The 19,078-nt window shown below is 74.0% G+C and carries 16 protein-coding genes and 1 pseudogene; 8 read left to right on the forward strand and 9 right to left on the reverse strand.

What is annotated here, in order from left to right; all coding sequences use genetic code 11:
• Nucleotides 1-66: 66 nt before the first annotated feature.
• The 3 genes from ACO0M4_RS04580 to ACO0M4_RS04590 all read left to right on the forward strand — a co-directional run bounded on the left by ACO0M4_RS04580 (nucleotide 67) and on the right by ACO0M4_RS04590 (nucleotide 1,603).
• On the forward strand, nucleotides 67-450 hold the full coding sequence (locus ACO0M4_RS04580) for a helix-turn-helix domain-containing protein (protein WP_016571084.1): 384 nt from the start codon (nucleotides 67-69) through the stop codon (nucleotides 448-450).
• Nucleotides 451-642: 192 nt separating this feature from the next.
• Nucleotides 643-1,113, forward strand: coding sequence for a Dps family protein (locus tag ACO0M4_RS04585; RefSeq protein WP_430368308.1), 471 nt, complete (start codon nucleotides 643-645; stop codon nucleotides 1,111-1,113).
• A 151-nt stretch (nucleotides 1,114-1,264) separates the two neighbouring features.
• A complete protein-coding gene (locus ACO0M4_RS04590; RefSeq protein WP_430368309.1) occupies nucleotides 1,265-1,603 on the forward strand; it encodes a hypothetical protein in 339 nt (112 codons plus the stop codon).
• 156 nt (nucleotides 1,604-1,759) lie between these two features.
• Here ACO0M4_RS04590 and ACO0M4_RS04595 read toward each other — a convergent pair whose 3' ends face one another.
• Together ACO0M4_RS04595 and ACO0M4_RS04600 are read right to left on the reverse strand one after the other, a co-directional pair.
• The gene (locus ACO0M4_RS04595) at nucleotides 1,760-2,593 is read right to left on the reverse strand and encodes an Fpg/Nei family DNA glycosylase (RefSeq protein ID WP_430368310.1); all 834 of its coding nucleotides are present in this window, start codon (nucleotides 2,591-2,593) and stop codon (nucleotides 1,760-1,762) included.
• A 547-nt stretch (nucleotides 2,594-3,140) separates the two neighbouring features.
• Nucleotides 3,141-7,485, reverse strand: a pseudogene (locus ACO0M4_RS04600) (Lhr family helicase); the annotation flags it as partial.
• Nucleotides 7,486-7,677: 192 nt separating this feature from the next.
• Here ACO0M4_RS04600 and ACO0M4_RS04605 point away from each other — a divergent pair.
• The 3 genes from ACO0M4_RS04605 to ACO0M4_RS04615 all read left to right on the forward strand — a co-directional run bounded on the left by ACO0M4_RS04605 (nucleotide 7,678) and on the right by ACO0M4_RS04615 (nucleotide 9,897).
• Complete coding sequence (locus ACO0M4_RS04605) at nucleotides 7,678-8,604, forward strand: AraC family transcriptional regulator (protein WP_430368311.1); 927 nt, start codon at nucleotides 7,678-7,680, stop codon at nucleotides 8,602-8,604.
• Nucleotides 8,605-8,767: 163 nt separating this feature from the next.
• Complete coding sequence (locus ACO0M4_RS04610; protein WP_430371240.1) at nucleotides 8,768-9,592, forward strand: AzlC family ABC transporter permease; 825 nt, start codon at nucleotides 8,768-8,770, stop codon at nucleotides 9,590-9,592.
• On the forward strand, nucleotides 9,589-9,897 hold the full coding sequence (locus tag ACO0M4_RS04615; RefSeq protein ID WP_430368312.1) for an AzlD domain-containing protein: 309 nt from the start codon (nucleotides 9,589-9,591) through the stop codon (nucleotides 9,895-9,897). The genes ACO0M4_RS04610 and ACO0M4_RS04615 overlap by 4 nt, the downstream gene beginning before the upstream one ends.
• Nucleotides 9,898-9,950: 53 nt before the next feature.
• Here ACO0M4_RS04615 and ACO0M4_RS04620 read toward each other — a convergent pair whose 3' ends face one another.
• Nucleotides 9,951-10,874 (reverse strand): hypothetical protein, encoded by a 924-nt coding sequence (locus ACO0M4_RS04620; RefSeq protein WP_430368313.1) that lies wholly within the window; start codon nucleotides 10,872-10,874, stop codon nucleotides 9,951-9,953.
• Between the two features lie 591 nt (nucleotides 10,875-11,465).
• Here ACO0M4_RS04620 and ACO0M4_RS04625 point away from each other — a divergent pair.
• A complete protein-coding gene (locus ACO0M4_RS04625) occupies nucleotides 11,466-12,881 on the forward strand; it encodes a hypothetical protein (protein ID WP_430368314.1) in 1,416 nt (471 codons plus the stop codon).
• Nucleotides 12,882-12,983: 102 nt separating this feature from the next.
• On the opposite strand, the gene ACO0M4_RS04630 is transcribed toward ACO0M4_RS04625, so the two are convergent.
• The 3 genes from ACO0M4_RS04630 to ACO0M4_RS04640 all read right to left on the reverse strand — a co-directional run bounded on the left by ACO0M4_RS04630 (nucleotide 12,984) and on the right by ACO0M4_RS04640 (nucleotide 15,708).
• Entirely contained in the window at nucleotides 12,984-14,174 is a 1,191-nt protein-coding gene (locus ACO0M4_RS04630; protein ID WP_430368315.1) for a TerD family protein, read from the reverse strand.
• Between the two features lie 179 nt (nucleotides 14,175-14,353).
• On the reverse strand, nucleotides 14,354-15,034 hold the full coding sequence (locus tag ACO0M4_RS04635; RefSeq protein WP_430368316.1) for a transglycosylase SLT domain-containing protein: 681 nt from the start codon (nucleotides 15,032-15,034) through the stop codon (nucleotides 14,354-14,356).
• A 95-nt stretch (nucleotides 15,035-15,129) separates the two neighbouring features.
• Nucleotides 15,130-15,708 carry a TerD family protein gene (locus tag ACO0M4_RS04640; protein WP_430368317.1) on the reverse strand — a complete coding sequence of 193 codons (579 nt, stop codon included), beginning with the start codon at nucleotides 15,706-15,708 and terminating at the stop codon, nucleotides 15,130-15,132.
• A gap of 156 nt (nucleotides 15,709-15,864) precedes the next feature.
• On the opposite strand from ACO0M4_RS04640, the gene ACO0M4_RS04645 reads away from it, so the two are divergent.
• Nucleotides 15,865-16,278 carry a sec-independent translocase gene (locus tag ACO0M4_RS04645; protein WP_430368318.1) on the forward strand — a complete coding sequence of 138 codons (414 nt, stop codon included), beginning with the start codon at nucleotides 15,865-15,867 and terminating at the stop codon, nucleotides 16,276-16,278.
• Between the two features lie 29 nt (nucleotides 16,279-16,307).
• Here ACO0M4_RS04645 and ACO0M4_RS04650 read toward each other — a convergent pair whose 3' ends face one another.
• From ACO0M4_RS04650 to ACO0M4_RS04660, 3 genes are all read right to left on the reverse strand, one after another.
• Nucleotides 16,308-16,685, reverse strand: a complete 378-nt coding sequence (locus ACO0M4_RS04650) for an ArsR/SmtB family transcription factor (protein ID WP_430368319.1) — start codon at nucleotides 16,683-16,685, stop codon at nucleotides 16,308-16,310.
• 141 nt (nucleotides 16,686-16,826) lie between these two features.
• Entirely contained in the window at nucleotides 16,827-18,476 is a 1,650-nt protein-coding gene (locus tag ACO0M4_RS04655) for an LCP family protein (RefSeq protein WP_430368320.1), read from the reverse strand.
• Entirely contained in the window at nucleotides 18,469-19,044 is a 576-nt protein-coding gene (locus ACO0M4_RS04660) for a DUF6542 domain-containing protein (protein ID WP_430368321.1), read from the reverse strand. The genes ACO0M4_RS04655 and ACO0M4_RS04660 overlap by 8 nt, the downstream gene beginning before the upstream one ends.
• Between the last annotated feature and the right edge of the window lie 34 nt (nucleotides 19,045-19,078).

Consider the following 19,078-nt stretch of genomic DNA (forward strand, 5'->3'; position numbering starts at 1 on the left):
TGCGGCCCGAGGCGGTACGGTGGGGCGAGAAGGATCCGGATCCGAGGTCCGAGGAGGGAGCCAGCGATGATTCTGCTTCGTCGCCTGCTGGGTGACGTGCTGCGCCGACAGCGTCAGCGCCAAGGCCGCACCCTGCGCGAGGTCTCGTCCTCCGCCCGGGTGTCGCTCGGCTACTTGTCCGAGGTCGAGAGGGGTCAGAAGGAGGCGTCCTCCGAGCTGCTTTCGGCGATCTGTGACGCGCTGGATGTGCGCATGTCCGAGCTGATGCGAGAGGTCAGTGACGAGCTGGCACTCGCCGAGCTGGCCGCGTCCGCGGCCGCGACGGACACGGTGCCGGCACCGGTCCGGCCGAAGCTCAATTCGGTGTCCGTCACGTCCCTGGCCGGTGTGCCGGAGGAGCGCGTGACCATCAAGTCCCCGGCCGACGTCGTGGATGTCGTCGCGGCCTGACACCACAGACCAGGCATGGCCGGAGCCCCGGCGGGCAGCAGCCCGCCGGGGCTTCTTGCTGCCCGCGCCCCGTCCCGGCGGGTCCCCGGGCGGACCGGCTGGGCTGCTCGGAGCGGAGCCTCGGCCCGTAGCATGGGGCTAATCGGAATATTCGCCCGAATATCCTCAGTGCGCCCGAAAAGGGGTATCTGGATGTCTGTGGTCACAAGCACGCTGTCCGAAGCAGCCCGCACCGTCGTCGGCGACGCCCTCCAAGGCGCCCTGGTGGACCTGGTGGATCTCTCCCTGGTCGCCAAGCAGGTGCACTGGAACGTCGTCGGTCCGCGCTTCCGCTCCGTCCACCTCCAACTCGACGAGGTCGTCGCCACCGCACGACAGCACGCCGACACGGTGGCCGAGCGGGCCGCGGCGATCGGGGTCACGCCGGACGGTCGGTCCGCGACGGTCGCCAAGACCAGCGGTATCCACGAGGCGCCGGACGGTTGGGTCAAGGACGGCGACGTCGTTCGGACGATGGTGGACGGGCTCGGCGTGATCATCGGGCGGATGCGGGAGCGGATCGCCGCCACCGACGAGCCCGATCCGGTCAGCCAGGACATTCTCATCGGCCTCACCGCCGACCTGGAGAAGCACCACTGGATGTTCCAGGCCGAGTCCCGGTGACCGCGGCCGGCTGACGACGGCCCGGTGACCGGCTGCCGACCGGGGGCGCAGCCGGGGGATTCCGGAGCGCACCGCACGCGCCGGGCGTGCGTCGGTGCGCCCCTGCCGCCGGGCGGCGGGCCCGGTCTAGCGTCGGCCCGAGGAGGCAGGCATGGCGAGGCGCGCGAGGTCCCTACCGGGACGGTGGATATCCGCGGCGCTCGTCGGCGGGCTGTGGTGGTGGGCGGTGTGCCGGCTGGCCCTGTGGCCGGGCTCGGCGGGGCCGGTGGAAGGGGCGGTGGCGACCGCCGGCTGGGGGCTCAGTCTGCTGCCGGTGCACTGCGTTCCGTGGAGCGGACGGCGTGCGGGGGCGCGGGGGCGGGCCGGGCGCGAGGGCGCGGCGGCGGCCGTGGAGGCGCGGCTCATCGAGGTGTGGCGGCGTACCGGAGTGGGGCGGTTCGTCGGAGCGTGGTGGCGGCGTTGCTCGGGGGGCGGGGATGACCGGCGGTGACGGGTGGGGCGTCCGGGGTCGGTGAGGGGTGGGGTGGGACGGGGCCGGATGGGGTGTCTGGCGAGGTTGACGGGCCCGTGGGGCTGACAGGCAGGCAGATCTGATGGGTCTGATGGGCCCGATGTGTCTGGTGGGTCCGACGGGTCTGATGGGGCGTCAATGTGCGGGTGGGGGTGGCTGGCAGGTGGGGCACCAGTAGGTGACGCGTTCCCCGGTGGTGAGGTCCTGGTCGGCGGTGCGGACGGGGGTGCCGCAGCGCAGGCAGGGGAGGCCGGCGCGGCCGTAGACCCACAGTCGGCGGTCGGCGCGGGTTGCTCCACGGCCCTCGGACGGGCGTGGGCGGTACCCCCACGGAGTGGTGACCCGGGCCGGGCGGAGCTTGTTGGCCTCCAGGAGCTTCTTGGCGAGGGCCGGGGCGCGTTCGGGGGTGGTGAGGCGGCCGACCGGGAGCCAGGGGGAGGCGCCGAGGAGGAAGCACAGCTCGGACTTGTAGACATTGCCGATGCCGGCGAGGTTGCGCTGGTCCAGCAGGGCCTCACCCAGCGGGCGGTCGGGGGCGGCGAGCAGTCGGCGCAGGGCCTTGGCCGGGTCCCAGTCCGGGCCCAGCAGATCGGGGCCGAGGTGGCCGGTGACCTGGGATTCGTCGGCGGTGCGGAGGAGTTCCAGGACGGGGAGGCGGTAGCCGACGGCGGTGTGGGCGGCGGTGCCGAGGACCGCCCGGATCTGGTGCGCGGGGCCGCCGCGCCACCGCTCGGCCGGGGCGTAGATCTTCCAGGCGCCGTCCATCCGCAGAGTGGAGTGGAGGGTGAGGTCGCCCTCGAAGCGGGTCAGCAGGTGCTTGCCGCGGGGTACCACCGCCAACACCTCGCGGCCGGTCAGGTCGACCGTCGCGAGGCGGGGGACGCGCAGGTCGCAGCGGGTCAGCGGGCTGCCGGCCAGTGCCTGGTGGAGACGGTGCGCCAGCCGCCAGACGGTGTCGCCTTCGGGCATGGGGCCATCATGCACCGCCGGGCGGCGGACCGGGCGGCCCGCGTACGGTCCCGGTCGCGCCGCCGTCGGGGTCAGCCGCGCAGCCGCAGCCCCCGCGGCGTCGGGTGGAAGCCGGCGGCCTCCAGGACGGGCGCGTAGGGGGAGGTGAGGGCGGCGGTGCCGTTGATGCGCTCGGTGGTGAGGGTGCCGACGGCGCCGGCGCGGGCCGCGTCGGTGAGGGTTTCGACGGCGGTCCGCAGGCGGGGGTCGGCGGCGGCCTCGGCCGGATCGGAGCCCAGCGGCCATATCAGCAGGGTCTTGCCGCCGCGCTCCAGATAGAGCGCCAGCTCACCGTCGACCAGGACGACCAGGGAGCCCGCCTTGCGGCCCGGTTTGTGGGTGGCCCCCTGGGGCGGCTCGGGCCAGGGCAGCGCGGCGCCGTACGCATTGGCCGGGTCGGCGGCGGCGAGGACCAGGGCGCGGCGGGGGTACCCCGGGACGGAGTCCGGGGGAAGTCCGCCGCGGCGGGGCTGCGCCGGGCCGCCGTCCGGGAACGGGGCGTCGGTGCCGCGCTCCCGCTGGGTGCTGATCGCCCGCAGGCGGTCCACCGCGCCGTCCATCGCGAACTGGGCGGCGCCCAGCCCCTCGACGACGTAGCCGCGGCGCGCCTGCCCGGACTCCTCGAAGGCGGACAGGACGCGGTACGCGGCGGAGAAACCGCCGGTGACGCCCTCGGCGGCGACCGCGCCGCGGGTGACGATGCCGTGCCGGTCGAGGAGCGTACGGGCCAGGGCGTGGGCGCGGTGGGTCGGGTCCGGTGCGGGCGCGGGCAGCAGGGACCAGCGGCCGCCGACGGTCGGCGGGCCGGAGCGGGAGGCGGTGGGGCGCGCGGCCGCGGTCAGCGTGCCGTACCTGCCCCGGGGGACGGTGCGGCGGGCGCGGTGGGCCGTGGAGCCCGCCGTGCGGCCCGAGCCGAGCAGGGCGCGCAGTGGGGCGAGGGTGTCGTTGGTGAGCCGCCCGGACCAGGCCAGGTCCCATAGGGCGTCGGCGAGCTGCGGATCGGTGGCGTCCGGATGCGTGGTGGCGCGGACCTGGTCGGCGATCTGACGGAAGAACAGGCCGTAACCGGGGGCGAGGGCGGACAGCACGGAGTCGTGCAGTGCGGACAACTCCAGGGGCAGCGGGGGCTGGAGCAGCAGGGGCGCGGTGTCGGCGAGATGGAGGGAGAGCCAGCCGTCCTTGCCGGGCAGGGCGCCCGCGCCGGCCCACAGCACCTCACCGGTGGCGGTGAGCTCGTCCAACAGGGCCGGGGTGTAGCCGCTGACCCGGGACGGCAGGATCAGCTTCTCCAGGGCGGAGGCCGGCACCGGCGCGCCCTGGAGCTGCTCCACGGCGCGGACCAGGCCGTCGATGCCGCGCAGCGCGTACGCAGAGGCGGCCGTGGCGGCCGGCGGGGCGGGCGCGCCGGAGGCAGGGGCCGGGCGCGGGAGCCCGACATGCTGCCACTGGGGGAGGAAGGCGGCCAGCGCGGCGGGCGGCACCGGCTCCAACTCCTCGCGCAGCGCGGCCAGCGAGCGGCGGCGCAGCCGGCGCAACACCTGGGCGTCGCACCACTCCTGGCCGATCCCCTCCGGGTGGAACTCCCCCTGGACGATGCGGCCGGCGGCGGCCAGGCGCTGTAGGGCGCCGTCGGTGACGGCGGTGCCGAGGCCGAAGCGGGTGGCCGCCTGCTCGGAGGTGAACGGGCCGTGGGTGCGGGCATAACGGGAGAGCAGATCGCCCAGCGGGTCCTTGACCGGTTCGGTGAACGACTCGGGGACGCCCACCGGGAGCGCGGTGCCCAGGGCGTCCCGGAGCCGGCCGGCGTCCTCGACGGCGGCCCAGTGCTCGGCGCCGGCGATCCGCACCCGGATGGCGCGGCGGGTCGCGGCCAGCTCCGCGGGCCAGGTCGGCTCGGCGCCGCGCTCGGCCAACTCGGCGTCGGTCAGCGGCCCCAGCAGCCGCAGCAGGTCGGCGACACCCTCGACGTCCTTGACGCGACGGTCGTCGGTGCGCCACTGGAGCTCGCGCTCCAGCTCCGCCAGCACCTCCGCGTCCAGCAGTTCGCGCAGCTCGGCCTGACCCAGCAGCTCGGCCAGCAGCCGGGAGTCCAGGGACAGCGCGGCGGCGCGGCGCTCGGCGAGCGGAGAGTCGCCCTCGTAGAGGAACTGGGCGACGTAGCCGAAGAGCAGCGAGCGGGCGAACGGGGACGGCTCGGGCGTGGTGACCTCCACCAGGCGGACCCGGCGGGCCTCGACGTCGGCCATCAGCTCCGTCAGACCGGGGACGTCGAAGACGTCCTGGAGGCATTCGCGGACCGCCTCCAGGACGATCGGGAACGACCCGAACTCGCTCGCCACCTGGAGGAGTTGGGCGGCGCGCTGGCGCTGCTGCCACAGTGGGGTGCGCTTGCCGGGGCTGCGGCGGGGCAGCAGCAGGGCGCGCGCCGCGCACTCCCGGAAGCGGGAGGCGAACAGCGCGGAACCGCCGACCTGGTCGGTGACGAGCTGGTCGACCTCGCCCTGGTCGAAGAGCACGTCGGCGGCGCCGACCGGGGACTGTTCGGGGTCGTACTCCGCACGGTCCGCGGCAGCGAAGCCGCTGCCGCTGCCGCTGCCGTCGCCGTCGAGGAAGTCCAGGCCCATCAGGTCGGCGTCCGGCAGGCGCAGCACGATGCCGTCGTCGGCGTGCATCACCTGGGCGTCCAGGCCGTAGCGCTCGGCGAGCCGGGCGCCCAGGGCCAGCGCCCAAGGGGCGTGCACCTGTGCCCCGAAGGGGGAGTGGATGACGACCCGCCAGTCGCCCAGCTCGTCCCGGAAACGCTCGACGACGATGGTGCGGTCGTCCGGGACGTGGCCGCAGGACCGGCGCTGTTCGGCGAGATAGTCCAGGACGTTGGCGACCGCCCAGGTGTCGAGCCCGGCGGCGGACAGCCGGGCGCCGGCGTCCTCCGGGGAGAGCGAGCCGATCTCACGGAGGAACGCGCCCAGCGCACGGCCTAGTTCGAGCGGGCGGCCGAGCTGGTCGCCCTTCCAGAACGGCAGCCGGCCGGGCACCCCGGGAGCGGGGGTGACCAGCACCCGGTCGCGGGTGATGTCCTCGATGCGCCAGGACGTCGTGCCGAGCGTGAAGACGTCGCCGACGCGGGACTCGTAGACCATCTCCTCGTCCAGCTCGCCCACCCGCCTGCCCCCGCCCTTGCCGGAGCTCTCGCCGGCCAGGAAGACGCCGAACAGGCCGCGGTCCGGGATCGTGCCGCCGGACGTCACGGCCAGCCGCTGGGCGCCGGGGCGGCCGGTGACGGTCTGTGCGACGCGGTCCCAGACCAGGCGCGGGCGCAACTCGGCGAAGGCGTCGGACGGATAGCGGCCGGCGAGCATGTCCAGTACGGCGGTGAACGCGGACTCCGGGAGCGCGGCGAACGGAGCCGCCCGGCGGACCACGGTCAGCAGCTCCTCGACGTCCCAGGTGTCCATCGCGGTCATCGCGACCACCTGCTGGGCCAGCACGTCCAGCGGATTGGCGGGCACCCGCAGCGCCTCGATGGCGCCGGAGCGCATCCGCTCGGTGACCACCGCGGCCTGCACCAGATCGCCGCGGTACTTGGGGAAGACGATGCCCTTGGACACCGCGCCGACCTGGTGGCCGGCCCGGCCCACCCGCTGGAGCCCGGAGGCCACCGACGGCGGTGACTCCACCTGGACGACCAGATCGACCGCGCCCATGTCGATGCCCAACTCCAGACTGGACGTGGCGACCACCGCCGGCAGCCGTCCGGCCTTGAGGTCCTCCTCCACCTGGGCGCGCTGCTCCTTGGAGACCGAACCGTGGTGGGCGCGGGCCAGCAGTGGTGGTGCGCCCTGGGCGGCACCTGACTGGCCCATCAGCTCGGCGGGGGAGTGGTGCTCGGGCAGCGTCGTGGCGGAGTCGCCCGCATCGGGCACAGCGCCCACGGTGCGCTCGTAGGCGATCTCGTTGAGGCGGTTGCACAGCCGCTCCGCGAGGCGGCGGGAATTGGCGAAGACGATCGTGGAGCGGTGGGCCTGGACGAGATCGGCGATCCGCTCCTCGACCTGCGGCCAGATGGAGGGCTTCTCGCCCGTCTCGCCCTCCTGGACGGGGGCGCTGCCGAGTTCGCCCATGTCTTCCACCGGGACGACCACCGAGAGGTCGAAGCGCTTGCCGGACGGCGGCTGGACGATCTCCACCCGGCGCCGCGGTGACAGATAGCGGGCCACTTCCTCCACCGGGCGGACCGTCGCGGACAGCCCGATCCGGCGCGCCGGGCGGTCCAACAGCTCGTCCAGCCGCTCCAGGGACAGCGCCAGATGGGCGCCGCGCTTGGTGCCGGCGACCGCGTGCACCTCGTCGAGGATGACCGTTTCGACGCCGGCCAGGGCCTCCCGGGCCGAGGACGTCAACATCAGGAACAGCGACTCCGGCGTGGTGATGAGGATGTCCGGCGGGCGGGTGGCCAGCGAGCGGCGCTCGGCGGCCGGGGTGTCCCCGGAGCGGATGCCGACCCGGATGTCCGGCTCCGGCAGTCCGAGGCGGACCGACTCCTGACGGATCCCCGTCAGCGGACTGCGCAGATTCCGCTCCACGTCGACGGCGAGGGCCTTCAGGGGCGAGACGTACAGCACCCGGCAGCGCTTCTTCGGCTCCGCGGGCGGCGGGGCGCTCGCCAGCGCGTCCAGCGACGCCAGGAACGCGGCCAGCGTCTTGCCGGAGCCCGTCGGGGCCACCACCAGGACGTCGGACCCTTCGGCGATGGCTCGCCAGGCGCCGTCCTGCGCGGCGGTGGGCGCGCGAAACGCCCCGGCGAACCATCCGCGGGTCGCGGGCGAGAACGATGCGAGCGCTGCCTGGGTCATGTCCCCCATCGTGCACCGGACCACTGACAATCCGGTCCTGAGCCGATGCCGAGCCGGTCCTGAGCCGGTCCCGAGTTGACCGAGGGCCGGTCCTGAGCTGACCGCGGGCCGCGCCCGCCCCGGCCGGACCGCGGCCGTCCACGGTGCGGACGCCCCGCCTCCCGCCCGCCGGCCGGACGCACAATGAAGGGCATGGTCATGATCAGCGCGGATGGTGCGCAGGCCGTGCCACAGGACCGCGGCGAGTGGGCGCGCCACTGGAGCCATCCCGGGTTGCCCGGACTCGACCTGCTGCGCGCCCGCTACGTCCGGCACTCCTTCCCCCGCCACGCCCACGACGGCTACGTGATCTGCGTGGTCACCTCCGGGGTCGAGGCGATCGGCCTGCGGGACGGCGTGGTCCAGGCCGGCCGCGGCGGCATCGTGATGATCAATCCGGAGGTGCCGCACACCGCGCGGGCCGGCGCCCCCGAGGGCTGGACCTACGCCACGCTCTACCCGTCGGCGGAACTCGTCGCCCAGGTGGCCGGCGAGACCACCGGGTTGCGCGGCACCGCGGGCTTCGTCCGGACCGTCGCCGACGAGCCCGATATCGGCCGCCTGATCGCCGGTATCCACCGGGCCGCGGAGGCCGGCAACGCGCTCGCCGCCGACAGTCTGCTGCGGATCGCGCTGGCCCGGCTGCTGCGCGGCCACGGAGGCCCGCTGCCGTCCCGCACGCCCCGTTCGGCGGGCACCCGCACCGCCGCCCTGGCCCGCGCCGTCCTGGAGGAGCGGATGGCCGACCCGCCCACCCTGGAGGAACTCGCCCGGGAGTGGGAAACCAGCCCGTTCGCGCTGCTGCGGGCCTTCCGGGCCGCGTACGGCATGCCGCCGCACACCTGGCTCACCGACGCCCGGGTGCGGCGCGCCCGCCGGCTCCTGGAGGCCGGCACCCCGCCGGCGGAGACGGCGGTGGCGGTCGGTTTCACCGACCAGCCGCATCTGAACCGGCACTTCACCCGGATCGTCGGGGTGCCGCCGGGCGCGTACCGCCGGGAGCGCGCGGCGGCGGACGGCGGGGCGGGTGTGGACGCCGGGCGCGCAGGGACGTCGGTCCGCGGCAGCGGGAAACGGTAGCCGGCGCTCCAGAACCCCGGCCGACCGGGCGCAAGAACGTACAAGACCGTTCAGGAGGCGTCCTCCTAGGGTCCTGGGCGTGACAGAAGAGGCAGCAGCAGAACAGGTAGATCAAGTAGATCAGGCAGTACGGACAGTGCCGGACCGCGCCGCGGGGACGGAGATACCCACCGCCCGGGGCCGCGCCCCGGGGGAGCTCGGGGCGCACGACGGGCCGCCGCCCGTACCGGCGCGGCCCGACTCCGCCGTCATCAGGGACGCGTTGGGCGTCGGCGTTGCCGTCGGGCTCTCCGGCTTCGCCTTCGGCGTGACCTCCGCCGGCGCCGGGCTCAGCCTCTGGCAGACGTGCGCGCTGAGCCTCCTGGTTTTCACCGGGGCCTCGCAGTTCGCCCTGGTGGGCGCGCTCGCCGCGGGTGGCAACCCGTTGACCGCCGTGGCCGGCGCCTTCTTCCTGGGCGTCCGCAACGCCTTCTACGGGCTGCGGCTCTCCGCCGTCCTCGGCTACCGGGGCGCGGTCCGGCCGCTGGCCGCCCATTGGGTCATCGACGAGACCGCAGCCGTCACCCTGGCCCAACCCGACCGGCGCAGCGCCCGACTGGGCTTCACCGTCACCGGACTGTCGCTGTACGTCCTGTGGAACCTCACCACCCTCGGCGGTGCCCTGGGGGCCCGGGCGCTCGGCAACACCGACGCCTGGGGCCTGGACGCGGCCGGCCCCGCGGTCTTCGTGGCGCTGCTGGCGCCGATGCTGCGGTCCACCACGGAGCGCTGTACGGCCGGCCTCGCGGTCCTGCTGCTCCTGGTGACGCTGCCGGTGCTGCCCGCCGGCGTACCGGTGCTGCTGGCGGCGCTCGCCGCACCGGTCGTCCTCGCCGTCCAAGGGAGGTGGCGGCGGTCGCCCGCCCCACAGGAGGCAGCATCCGCGACACCGGCCCCACAGGAGCGGGCCGGTAAGGACCACGGCACCACCGGGGAGGACCGGGTATGACCCTCTGGATCGCGATCGGCGCCACCGCCGTCGGCTGCTACCTGGTCAAGTTCCTCGGCCTGTCGGCGCCCGCCGGCGTCCTGGAACGCCCGCTGGTCAAGCGGCTGGCCGCGCTTCTCCCGGTGGCGCTGCTGGCCGCGCTGACCGCGCAGCACACCTTCAGCGACGGCCAGCACCTGATGCTCGACGCCAAGGCCGCCGGCGTCGCCGCCGCGGCCATCGCGCGGTTGCTGCGGGCCCCGTTCCTGCTGATCGTCGCGGTCGCGGTGGCCGTCACCGCGGGGGTGCGGGCACTGGGCGGGTGACCGCCCGCCGCGCCGCCAGCGGGGCCCGGCGGGCGGCCGACCGGCCGTCCCTGTCAGCCCAGTGGCCGCCCGTACGCCCGGAGCGTGAGCAGCGCCTCCAGCGTCACCATCGGGCGGCTCTCCAGCTCCGTACCGGGCGCCCAGAGGCGCCAGGTGACGGGCCATCCGCCGTCCGCCCCCTGGAGCGCGGCCAGGTGGTCCAGGGACCGGTCCATCTCCTGGTCGGTGAACCAGCCGCGGGCCAGCGAACCGGGCGCGGCGGCGAAGTGGTAGGCGAAGTGGTGCTCCCCGGGGGCGTACCCCTCCGGCACCGGGGCCTCGGCCGCCCGCGCCGGATCCAGTACGACCAGGCCCTGTTCGCGGACCAGCCGGCCCAGGCGCTGCGCGGCGGCGGCCGCCCGCGGCCGGTCCGGGGCGCCGTTGAGGAAGGCCACCGCCGCCGCGGCCTCGTAGGGGTGGGTCTTCTCCAGGGACTCCACGACCGACCAGCAGTAGTCGGTGGCCCGGAACAGCCAGGCGTGCCACACCTGATTGCGGTGCAGCAGTCCCACCACCGGGCCGGTGGCCAGGAGGGAGCTCGGTGGGTCGTCCACCACCGGGATCCAGGGCGCGGCCGGATAGCCGCGCAGCGAGGGGTGCACCGCCGGCAGTGCCCCGTCGGGTGTCGAGATCCGTGTCAGGTAGCGGCAGATCCGCTCCACCCGGCGGCCGTCGCACCGCTCGATGCGGTCCAGGACCTTCAGCGCGTGTGCGGTGTGCAGCGGCTGGCTGACCGGGCCGCGCAGGTCGGGTTCCAGGGCGTGGCCGTAGCCGTCGTCGTCGTTGCGGTACGCGGTGAGCGCGGTCTCGACCGGGTCCGCGCCGCCGCCGAGGAAGTGGTACGCGAAGAGCCGCTGCTCCAGCAACCGGGCGGTCAGCCAGACGAACTGCTCGGCGCGCGCCAGAGGGGGCGCTGGGGGGCTTACGTTTTCGGCCATGGCCCGACCGTAGGGGCCAAACCCCGTGGCGGCACGGGCGCGGGGCCCGCTGCCCTCCGAGGGCGGGATCCTGGAGGCATCCGGTTGACGGCCTCCTCCGTGGACGCGGGGCGTCTCCAAGGGTGGGACGGGGATTGCGGGTTCGCGGTGCGCATGCTGCAATGCCGCGCGTGATGGGTCAACTCCCGCTCCACAGACGCCTCTTCCTGGACCTCGCGCGGCTCGCGTCCGCGGCGTGTCGTCCGGCGGGCCGCTGACCCCGCGCCGTTCGTCCCTTTCGTCCGGCTACGTTCCGGGCGTCAGTCGTCCCGGACGGCGGCCGCGTCACGGTGTCGGACCGTTTCCGCGTGCTCCGTGCCGGACCGGCCGCCCCGGATACCAACGGTCGTCGCACCGGCCGACCTGAGGCGGGCGTCAACCGGTCGCCCTGGCAGGCCGATTGCCCCGGCGCGCCGATTTCCGGGCGCGCCGTCCCGTACCACCGCTTCCGTCCCCGACCGTGCGACCCGCGTGTGCGCCGTCCCGCTCGCGCTCCCCGCGCGCCCGACTCCGGTGCGTGCCGTTCCCGTTCCCGAATCCTGGAGCCGATTCATGCCCACTCGCAGCACTCGCGTTCTCGCGCTCGCCGCCGCCCTGGCCGCCGTCCTCGGTACGGCGGGGCCGGCGCGGGCCGCGGCCCCGCCCGCCAACCCGTACCTCGCCGCGGGCGGAGCGGGGGCCATGCACGGCGACACCGCCTCGTCGGACACCACGCCCCGCAGCGGCCCCGGGACGGGCGAGACCGTCAGCCACCGCACGGCGCTGCAGTCCGCCTGCCCGACCGTGCTGGCCGGGTCGGACGGCCTTCCGGTGGCCGTCTGCACCGGCATCTTCGACCGGGCGCCGCACGTCCACCTGCTCGACCCGGCGACCGGCGCCTCGCTCACCGAGCTGACGCTGGCCAAGTCCAGTGTCCTGGGCGGCATCTACAGCTATCTGGACGAGCGGGACCGGCTCGTCGTCGCCGACGGCTCCGGTGACCTGCTGCGGATCGCCCACGCCCGGAAGGCCGACGGCGGATGGGAGCTGAAGGTCGTCGAGCGGACGCCGCTGACCGGCGCCGTCCGGTCCGGGGACAGCGTGGTCGGGCTCTCCCCGGACTGGCGGGGGCGGGTGTGGTTCGCGACCGCGCACGGCCTCGTCGGCACGGTCGACACCACCACGAAGACGGTGCGGACGACGGACCTCGGCGAGGCGGTGGCCAACTCCCTGTCCACCGCCCCCGAGGGCTCCGCGGTGACCACCGACCACGCGCTGTACCTGCTGCGCGCCGGCGCGGACGGCGCGCCGCGGGTGGTGTGGCGGCGGGCCTACGACCGCGGGCCGGCCCGCAAGCCGGGGCAACTCAGCCACGGGACGGGGGCCACGCCGACGTTCTTCGGGCCACGCACCGGCTCCGAGTACCTCGCGATCACCGACAACGCCGCCCCCCAGGAGCACCTGATCGTGGTGTCCACCGAGGACAACCGCACGGTGTGCCGGATACCCGTCCTCGATCCCCAGGGGAGCGGTACCGAGAACTCGCCCATCGGGGCGGGCAACAGCGTGTACGTGGCCAGCACCTACGGCTATCCGTACCCGACGGTGCCGGACGGCGCGGGTCCGGCTCAGCCCGCGAGCGCACCGTTCGCCGGTGGACTCACCCGGGTCGACATCGACCGCGATGGCAGCGGCTGCGCGATCCGCTGGGACACCCGGATCCGCTCGGCCGCCGTGCCCAAGCTGTCCGTCGCGGACGGCACGCTCTACACCGTGGAGCGCACCGGCGTCCTGGACCCGGCGCGGACCGGCATCCTGGACCGTTACGACTTCCTGGGCGTGGACGCCGAGACCGGCCGGGTGACGAGCCGTCGCCGCCTGGGGACCGGGTTCCTCTTCGACACGCTCCAGATGGCGGGCAACGCCACGCCCGGCGGGGTGTGGTGGCAGGGCACCCTCACCGGGGTGGTGCGGATCGCGCCCAAGTGAGCCCGGACGCGCCGATGCCGGCACACGTCGCTGCCCGGACGCGCCGGAGCCCGGCCGTGACGGGGCACGGCCGGGCTCCGGCGGGTCATGTCGTGCGGCGGGTCACTCGTACTCGTCGCCCTCGTAGTAGTTGTTGACGACGACCTCGGGCTCGTCGTCGCTGAACGCCTCGTTCAGCAGCGCACCGCCGACCAGGCCGGCAGCACCGGCGCCGATCAGCGCGCCGGTGCCGAAGCGCCGGCCGCCGCCCTGCTGGCGGTCGGGCTGCTGTGCGTAGCCCTGCTGGGGGTAACCCGGCTGCGCCTGCTGCGGGTAGCCCTGCTGGGCGGGCTGCGGATAGCCGGCCTGGGCCGGGGTGTAGAACGGCGGGGCGGTGGTCTGCACCCGCTGCGCACAGCCGCCGCAGGTCTGGACCTGGCGCGGCACGCCCCACTGCGGGGACCACATCACGGGCGTCATCCCGGGGCCGTGGTTGGGGTCGAAGAAGCAGGTCATGTCGGAACTTCCTGTCGGTTGCGGTGAGGTGGCAGGGGCGAGACCCGGTCCGGACGGTGCCATTCCGGCGGCTGCCGCCACGGCCACGGACGTCGCTGTGGGCGTGGGCGGTGCCGGCGGGGCGGCGGGCCCGGTGGAGGGTCCCCCCTGCTCGAACGGAGTGGAGGGCTTGGGGGCGGGCTGCGGAGAGCCGGGCTGGGCCGGTGCGGCCGCGGGGGCCGGCTCCGCGCGCAGCACATCGACGCCGTAGTCCTGCGCGATGCCGGCGAGCCCGGAGGCGTAACCCTGGCCGATGGCGCGGAACTTCCAGTCCGTGCCGTGGCGGTACAGCTCACCGAAGACCATGGCGGTCTCGGTGGCGGCCTGGCCGGCGAGGTCGAAACGGGCCAGCTCGGCGCCGCCGGCCTGGTCGACGACGCGGATGTACGCGCTGCTGAGTTGGCCGAAGTTCTGTCGGCGCTGCTCGGCCTCGTAGAGCGAGACCGGGAAGACGATCTTGGCGACCTCGGGCGGGACCGTGGCGAGGTCCACCTCGATCTGTTCCTTGTCCTCACCGGTGGGGCGGCTGCCGGAGTGCCGCACCGCGCCGTCGGGGCTGGTGAGGTTGTTGAAGAAGACGAAGTGCTGGTCGGAGAGGACCGTGCCGGACTCGCCGCACAACAGCGCGCTGGCGTCCAGGTCGTGACCGGTCCCCGCGGCGGCTCCCACCTGCCAGCCCAGCCCCACCCTGACGGCGGTCAGACCTGGGGCCTGTTTGCTGAGCGACACATTGCCGCCCTTGGTCAGGGCCACGCCCATGAGCTTCCTCCATCACGTTCCCGGCATCCGGCGTTCGTCGGCTACAACGCCAAGGAAATCAGCAAGGTTCCCTATCTTGCGCAATGCCTGAAGTATGCGGTTGCGCTGCCGTCACAAGCGCGCCACCAGCGCGTCCTGACGCCTTCCTGTCGCCGTTCTGTCACCGTGCGACGGTTTTGTCACGGCGCGACCGCGCGGCCGGCCTGCGTCCAGTTCTCGTGCAGTCGGTCCAGGTAGGACTGGGCCTGGCCGCCCGGTGGGGTGCCGCGGGCGAAGGCGAGCATGTTGCCGGCGCCGGCGTTGTAGCCCAGCGTCAGCAGCTCGTCGCGGGTGTGTCCGGCGGGCCACCGCGCGGGCAGTTGGCGGTTCAGGTCGTGCAGGTACCAGGCGGCCGCCTCGACGGCGAGGTTCCGGTCGTCCGGTAGCTCCTCCCACTTCCGGTCGGCGAAGTCCCGCCCGCGCTTGACCTCGTCGAACGCGGCCCGGTGCATGTTGGCGACCCCGAACGCGGCATCGGGTTTGTAGCGCTGCCAGGCCCGCTCCAGCGCCGGATCGTGCGGTTTGTACGCCTCGTTGTAGAGGATCGCCATCAGCAGCTGGGGGTGGACGCCGGCCGCCGTGGCGTACTTGCGCACCGCGGCGGCGCAGTCGGCCGGGTCGTACGCCCCGTCGGGCCGCGGGGGCGTGGCGCCGCCGCCGGGCGTCGCGGACGGGGTGGCATCCGGCGCGGCGGACGACGTGGCGGACGGACGCGGTGCGGCGTCCGGGACGGTGCCGTGGTCGGTGTGCGCCACGGCCCAGACGGCCAGGGCGGCACCCGGCAACACCAGCCACCGCCACCGCACCCGGGATCCAGCCATCTCCCGCTCCTTCCGTTACGCGCCGGACCAGCGCCGGACCAGCGCCGGACCAACGTCGCACCAGCGCCGTACGGACGCCCCGTCCGGCGCGCCGCTCAGCCGACGTTGACGCCGAAGTCCTGGGCGATACCGCGCAGTCCCGAGGCGTAACCCTGGCCGATGGCGCGGAACTTCCACTCCGCGCCGTGCCGGTAGACCTCGCCGAAGACCATGGCGGTCTCGGTGGAGGCGTCCTCCGTGAGGTCGTAGCGGGCGATCTCCCGGCCGTCGGCCTGGTTGACGACCCGGATGAAGGCGTCGCGGACCTGGCCGAAGCTCTGGCCGCGCTCCTCGGCCTCGTAGATGGAGACCGGGAAGACGATCTTGCCGACCTGGGGTGGGACCGTGGCCAGGTCGACCTGGATCTGCTCGTCGTCGCCGTGGCTGCCGCCGGTGAGGTTGTCGCCGGAGTGCACCACGGAACCGTCGGGGCTGGTGAGGTTGTTGAAGAAGACGAAGTGCTGGTCGGAGAGGACCTTCCCGGACTGCTCGCACATCAAGGCGGAGGCGTCGAGGTCGTAGTCGGCGCCGGTGGTGGTGCGGACGGCCCAGCCCAGGCCGATGGTCACCGCGCTGAGGCCCGGGGCCTCCTTGCTGAGCGAGACGTTGCCGCCCTTGGACAGGGTCACACCCATGAAAAACCCTCCAGCAGTCCTGAAACCTGTCTGTGTCGTCGTTCTGGACAACGCGGGGAACCCCATGTTGGTTCCATGATTGCGCAATATCTAAAATGTCGATGGATGTGCGTACGGCAGTGCACGGCGCACCGGTGACCCACAGGGAGTGGCGGGATGTTTCTGGGAATGAGTACCCCCGATCTGCTCGTCATCGGCATCCTGGCGGTGCTGCTCTTCGGGCCGGACAAACTGCCGGAGTTCCTCCAGAACGCCACCGCGCTGCTGCGCAAGGTACGGAACTTCTCCGAGCAGGCGAAAGAGGAAGTGCGCACCGGACTGGGCCCGGAATTCAAGGACTTCGAGTTCGAGGACCTGCATCCGCGGACCTTCGTCCGCAAGCAGCTGCTCGGCAACGACGACCTGGGAATCGCCGAACTCCGCGACGGGATCGGGGAACTCCGCGCCGCACTCGACCCGGAGCCGGTGGCGGCACCGCACGAGAGCCGGGTTCCGGTGGACCTCCGCAAGCGGTCAGTGGTCGGCGATCACCCGGGGGAGCGGCCGCCGTTCGACGCCGACGCGACCTGAAGGGCCCGGCCCGCGCGCCCGGCCGGGCTTCAGCCGCCCAGACGGCGGAGCCGGGCCGGCGAGGCGTCCGCACTACGGGCGGAGAGCTGGACGACGAGCTTCCGCGTCACCGCGACCGTCTCGGGGTCGTCGACGAAGTACACCACTCGGCGGCCCTCGCGGCGGGAGCGGACCAGGCCGGCCAGTTTCAGCTTGGACAGGTGTTGGCTGATCGCGGGCAGCGCGCCGCCGACCCGTTCGGCCAGTCCGCTGACGTCACTCTCGCCCTGGGCCAGTGCCCAGACGATGTGCAGCCGCGGGGGAGAGGCCAGCAGTCCGAACAACGCGGCTGCCTCGGCCAGCACCTCGGCGGACGGGTCGGCCGTCGCGCCCGTACTACCGCCCGCACCCTCGACGCTCTTCACCACTGCGGCTCTCCCCGTTTCTGGCCCCCGGACGGCCCAGTCTAGGCGGCGCACCCCCGGCCCGTACGGTCGCCGGTGCGGACGGTGTCATGGATACGAGCGAGGGCTCGGGGGCCGCCGGTGCCACCGGCGGCCCGTCGGGCGTCAGTTGACGCAGGGGATGCCGCCCTCCTTGACGGAGTCGCCGGCGAAGGCGTCGGACGGCACGGGCGCGGGGGCGTCGTCCTTCGCGCCCGGTGCGGTGGACTTCTCCGACGTCGCCGGCGGGGTGGTGGCCCCGGTGGCCGGCGGGGCGGTGAAGTCGGCACCGAGGATGACCTGCACGCGACCGGCGGGCACCGAGGCCGAGGAGACCGGCGCGGCGGCGCTCAGGCGGTCGGCGATCTGCTGGGCGGCCTCCTGGGCGCCGGCGCCGTAGAGGACGGTGGTCCGCTGCCGGGGGGCGGCGTTGTCGGCGCGGCCCGCGGTGTAGCCGAGGGCGGCCAGCGCCTTGAGCTCGTCGCCCGCGGCCCCCGGCTTCACCTTTCCGGCGCCGTTGAGGACGTCGACGGTCGCCGGGGCGGCCTTCGTGGACGGCGATGGCGCACCGCCGCCCGATCCGTCCGGGGACGCGGACTTCCCGCCGATCAGGGACTGCACGATGGACTGGATCTTGGGGACGTCCACGAGGTTGACGGACTCGCGGTTGCGGGTGCCGAAACCGGCGATGGGCAGGGTGTGGAACACCACGTTCCCGCCGGTCAGGTTGGTGGCCTGCTGGGCGAAGTCGAGCACGTCGAACTTGCTGTCGATGACCAGGTCCTTCTTCACCACGTCGAACAGCCCCTGGAGCTTGCCCAGATCACCGAAGACCCCATCGCTCTTCAGCTTGTGGGTCACCGACGACAAGAACGCCTGCTGACGGTGGGTGCGGTCCAGGTCGCCGCCCTCCAGGCCGTGCCGCTGCCGGACGAAGGCGAGCGCCTGCTTCGGGTCGAGCTGCTGGTGGCCCGCCGGGAAGTCGGCGCCCGAATAGCGGTCCTTGACCGGGTGCTTCAGGCAGACCTCGATCGGCTGGAGGACCTTGGCGATGTCGTAGAAGCCCAGCAGATTGACCTCGGCGAAGTGGTCGATCGGCACCTTGAGGAAGTTCTGCACGGTCGCCAGCGTCGCCTCCCGGCCGGCCTCCCGGCTCCGGCTCTCCAGGTCGGCGCCCTTGACCCCTTGGGCGGAGAGCTTGTCGTGGGCGACCGTATAGGCGTTGCCGTACGCCTCCTTGATCTTGAAGTGCCCCTGGGAGGTGCCGTCCCCGTTGAACGTCTGCACGTAGTCGTCGCGCGGAACGGAGAACGCGGTGACCTTCCCGCCGTCCGCCGGGATGTGCATCAGGATCAGGGTGTTGGTGTTGTAGTAGCCGATGTCGCTGGACCCGGCGTGCAACTGGTCCCGGACGAACTCCCGCGGCAGGTCGTTGCCGTTCATGTCCTTGCGCGAATCCAGGCCGATCAGCAGCAGGTTGACGGAGTTGTCCAGGTGCTTGGGCGCGTCCTTGCCGCCGATGGCGTTGAGCGCGTCGGAGGTGTTCAGCCCGCTGCTGACCCAGTTGTACGCCGCCCAGGACACCCCGCTGGCCAGGAGGACCAGCGCCGAGGAGAGGGCCAGTGCGGTCCGTCCGACGACGACCAGGGGGGAGCGCCGCCGCCCGCCCTGCCCGTTGGGCGCGCGGCGGCGCGCGGCCCGGCCGCCCGCCCCACCGGACTCCCGGTCATCCGGCCCGTACGGACTCCGCCCGTGGGGGCTCCGCTCGTCATGCACCGCTGTTCCTCCTGCTCCGCTTCCGGTCGCCGCGCCGGCCGGCCCGTATGCCCCGGACCACCAGACCCACGATCAGCACCGCCTCGGCCGCCGCCATGGCCGGGAACCCGTCCACGGCCCAGCGCACCGCCGCCGTCGCCAGGCCCTTGCCCTGGACGGTGGTGGTGCCCGCCATCTGCTCGCACGCCACGGTGACCACCGCCACCACCAGCGGCGGTGCAGATATCAGCCACCACGCGCCGGCCCGGGTGCAGGTCTTCGCGACCAGCGCCGCACCGAGCGCCGCGGTCACCGCGAACACCCAGCCCGGCCGCCCGCCGAGCGCCGTGTCGACCGCGGCGCCGGCGGCCGCCACCACCAGTGCGACCAGGGCGGCGCGGCCCGACCGCGGCCCGTGGCCGGCCCGTCCCGATCGCGCGCCGGCCCGCCCGGGAGCCGGCCCGATGCCGTCCGCTCCCTGGTACCGGTCCCCGCGGCGACGGGGGCCCGGCACCCGGCGTGACACCTGTGCCGGGTCTCGCGCCAGGTCGTCGTACCCGTTCGGGGCTTCGGTGCGCTGACCTGTCATTGGCATCCTTATGGACGGCCGGACCGGCGAGGCG

It is taken from the genome of Streptomyces sp. RGM 3693 (assembly GCF_050471125.1).
Classification (GTDB): Bacteria; Actinomycetota; Actinomycetes; order Streptomycetales; family Streptomycetaceae; genus Streptomyces.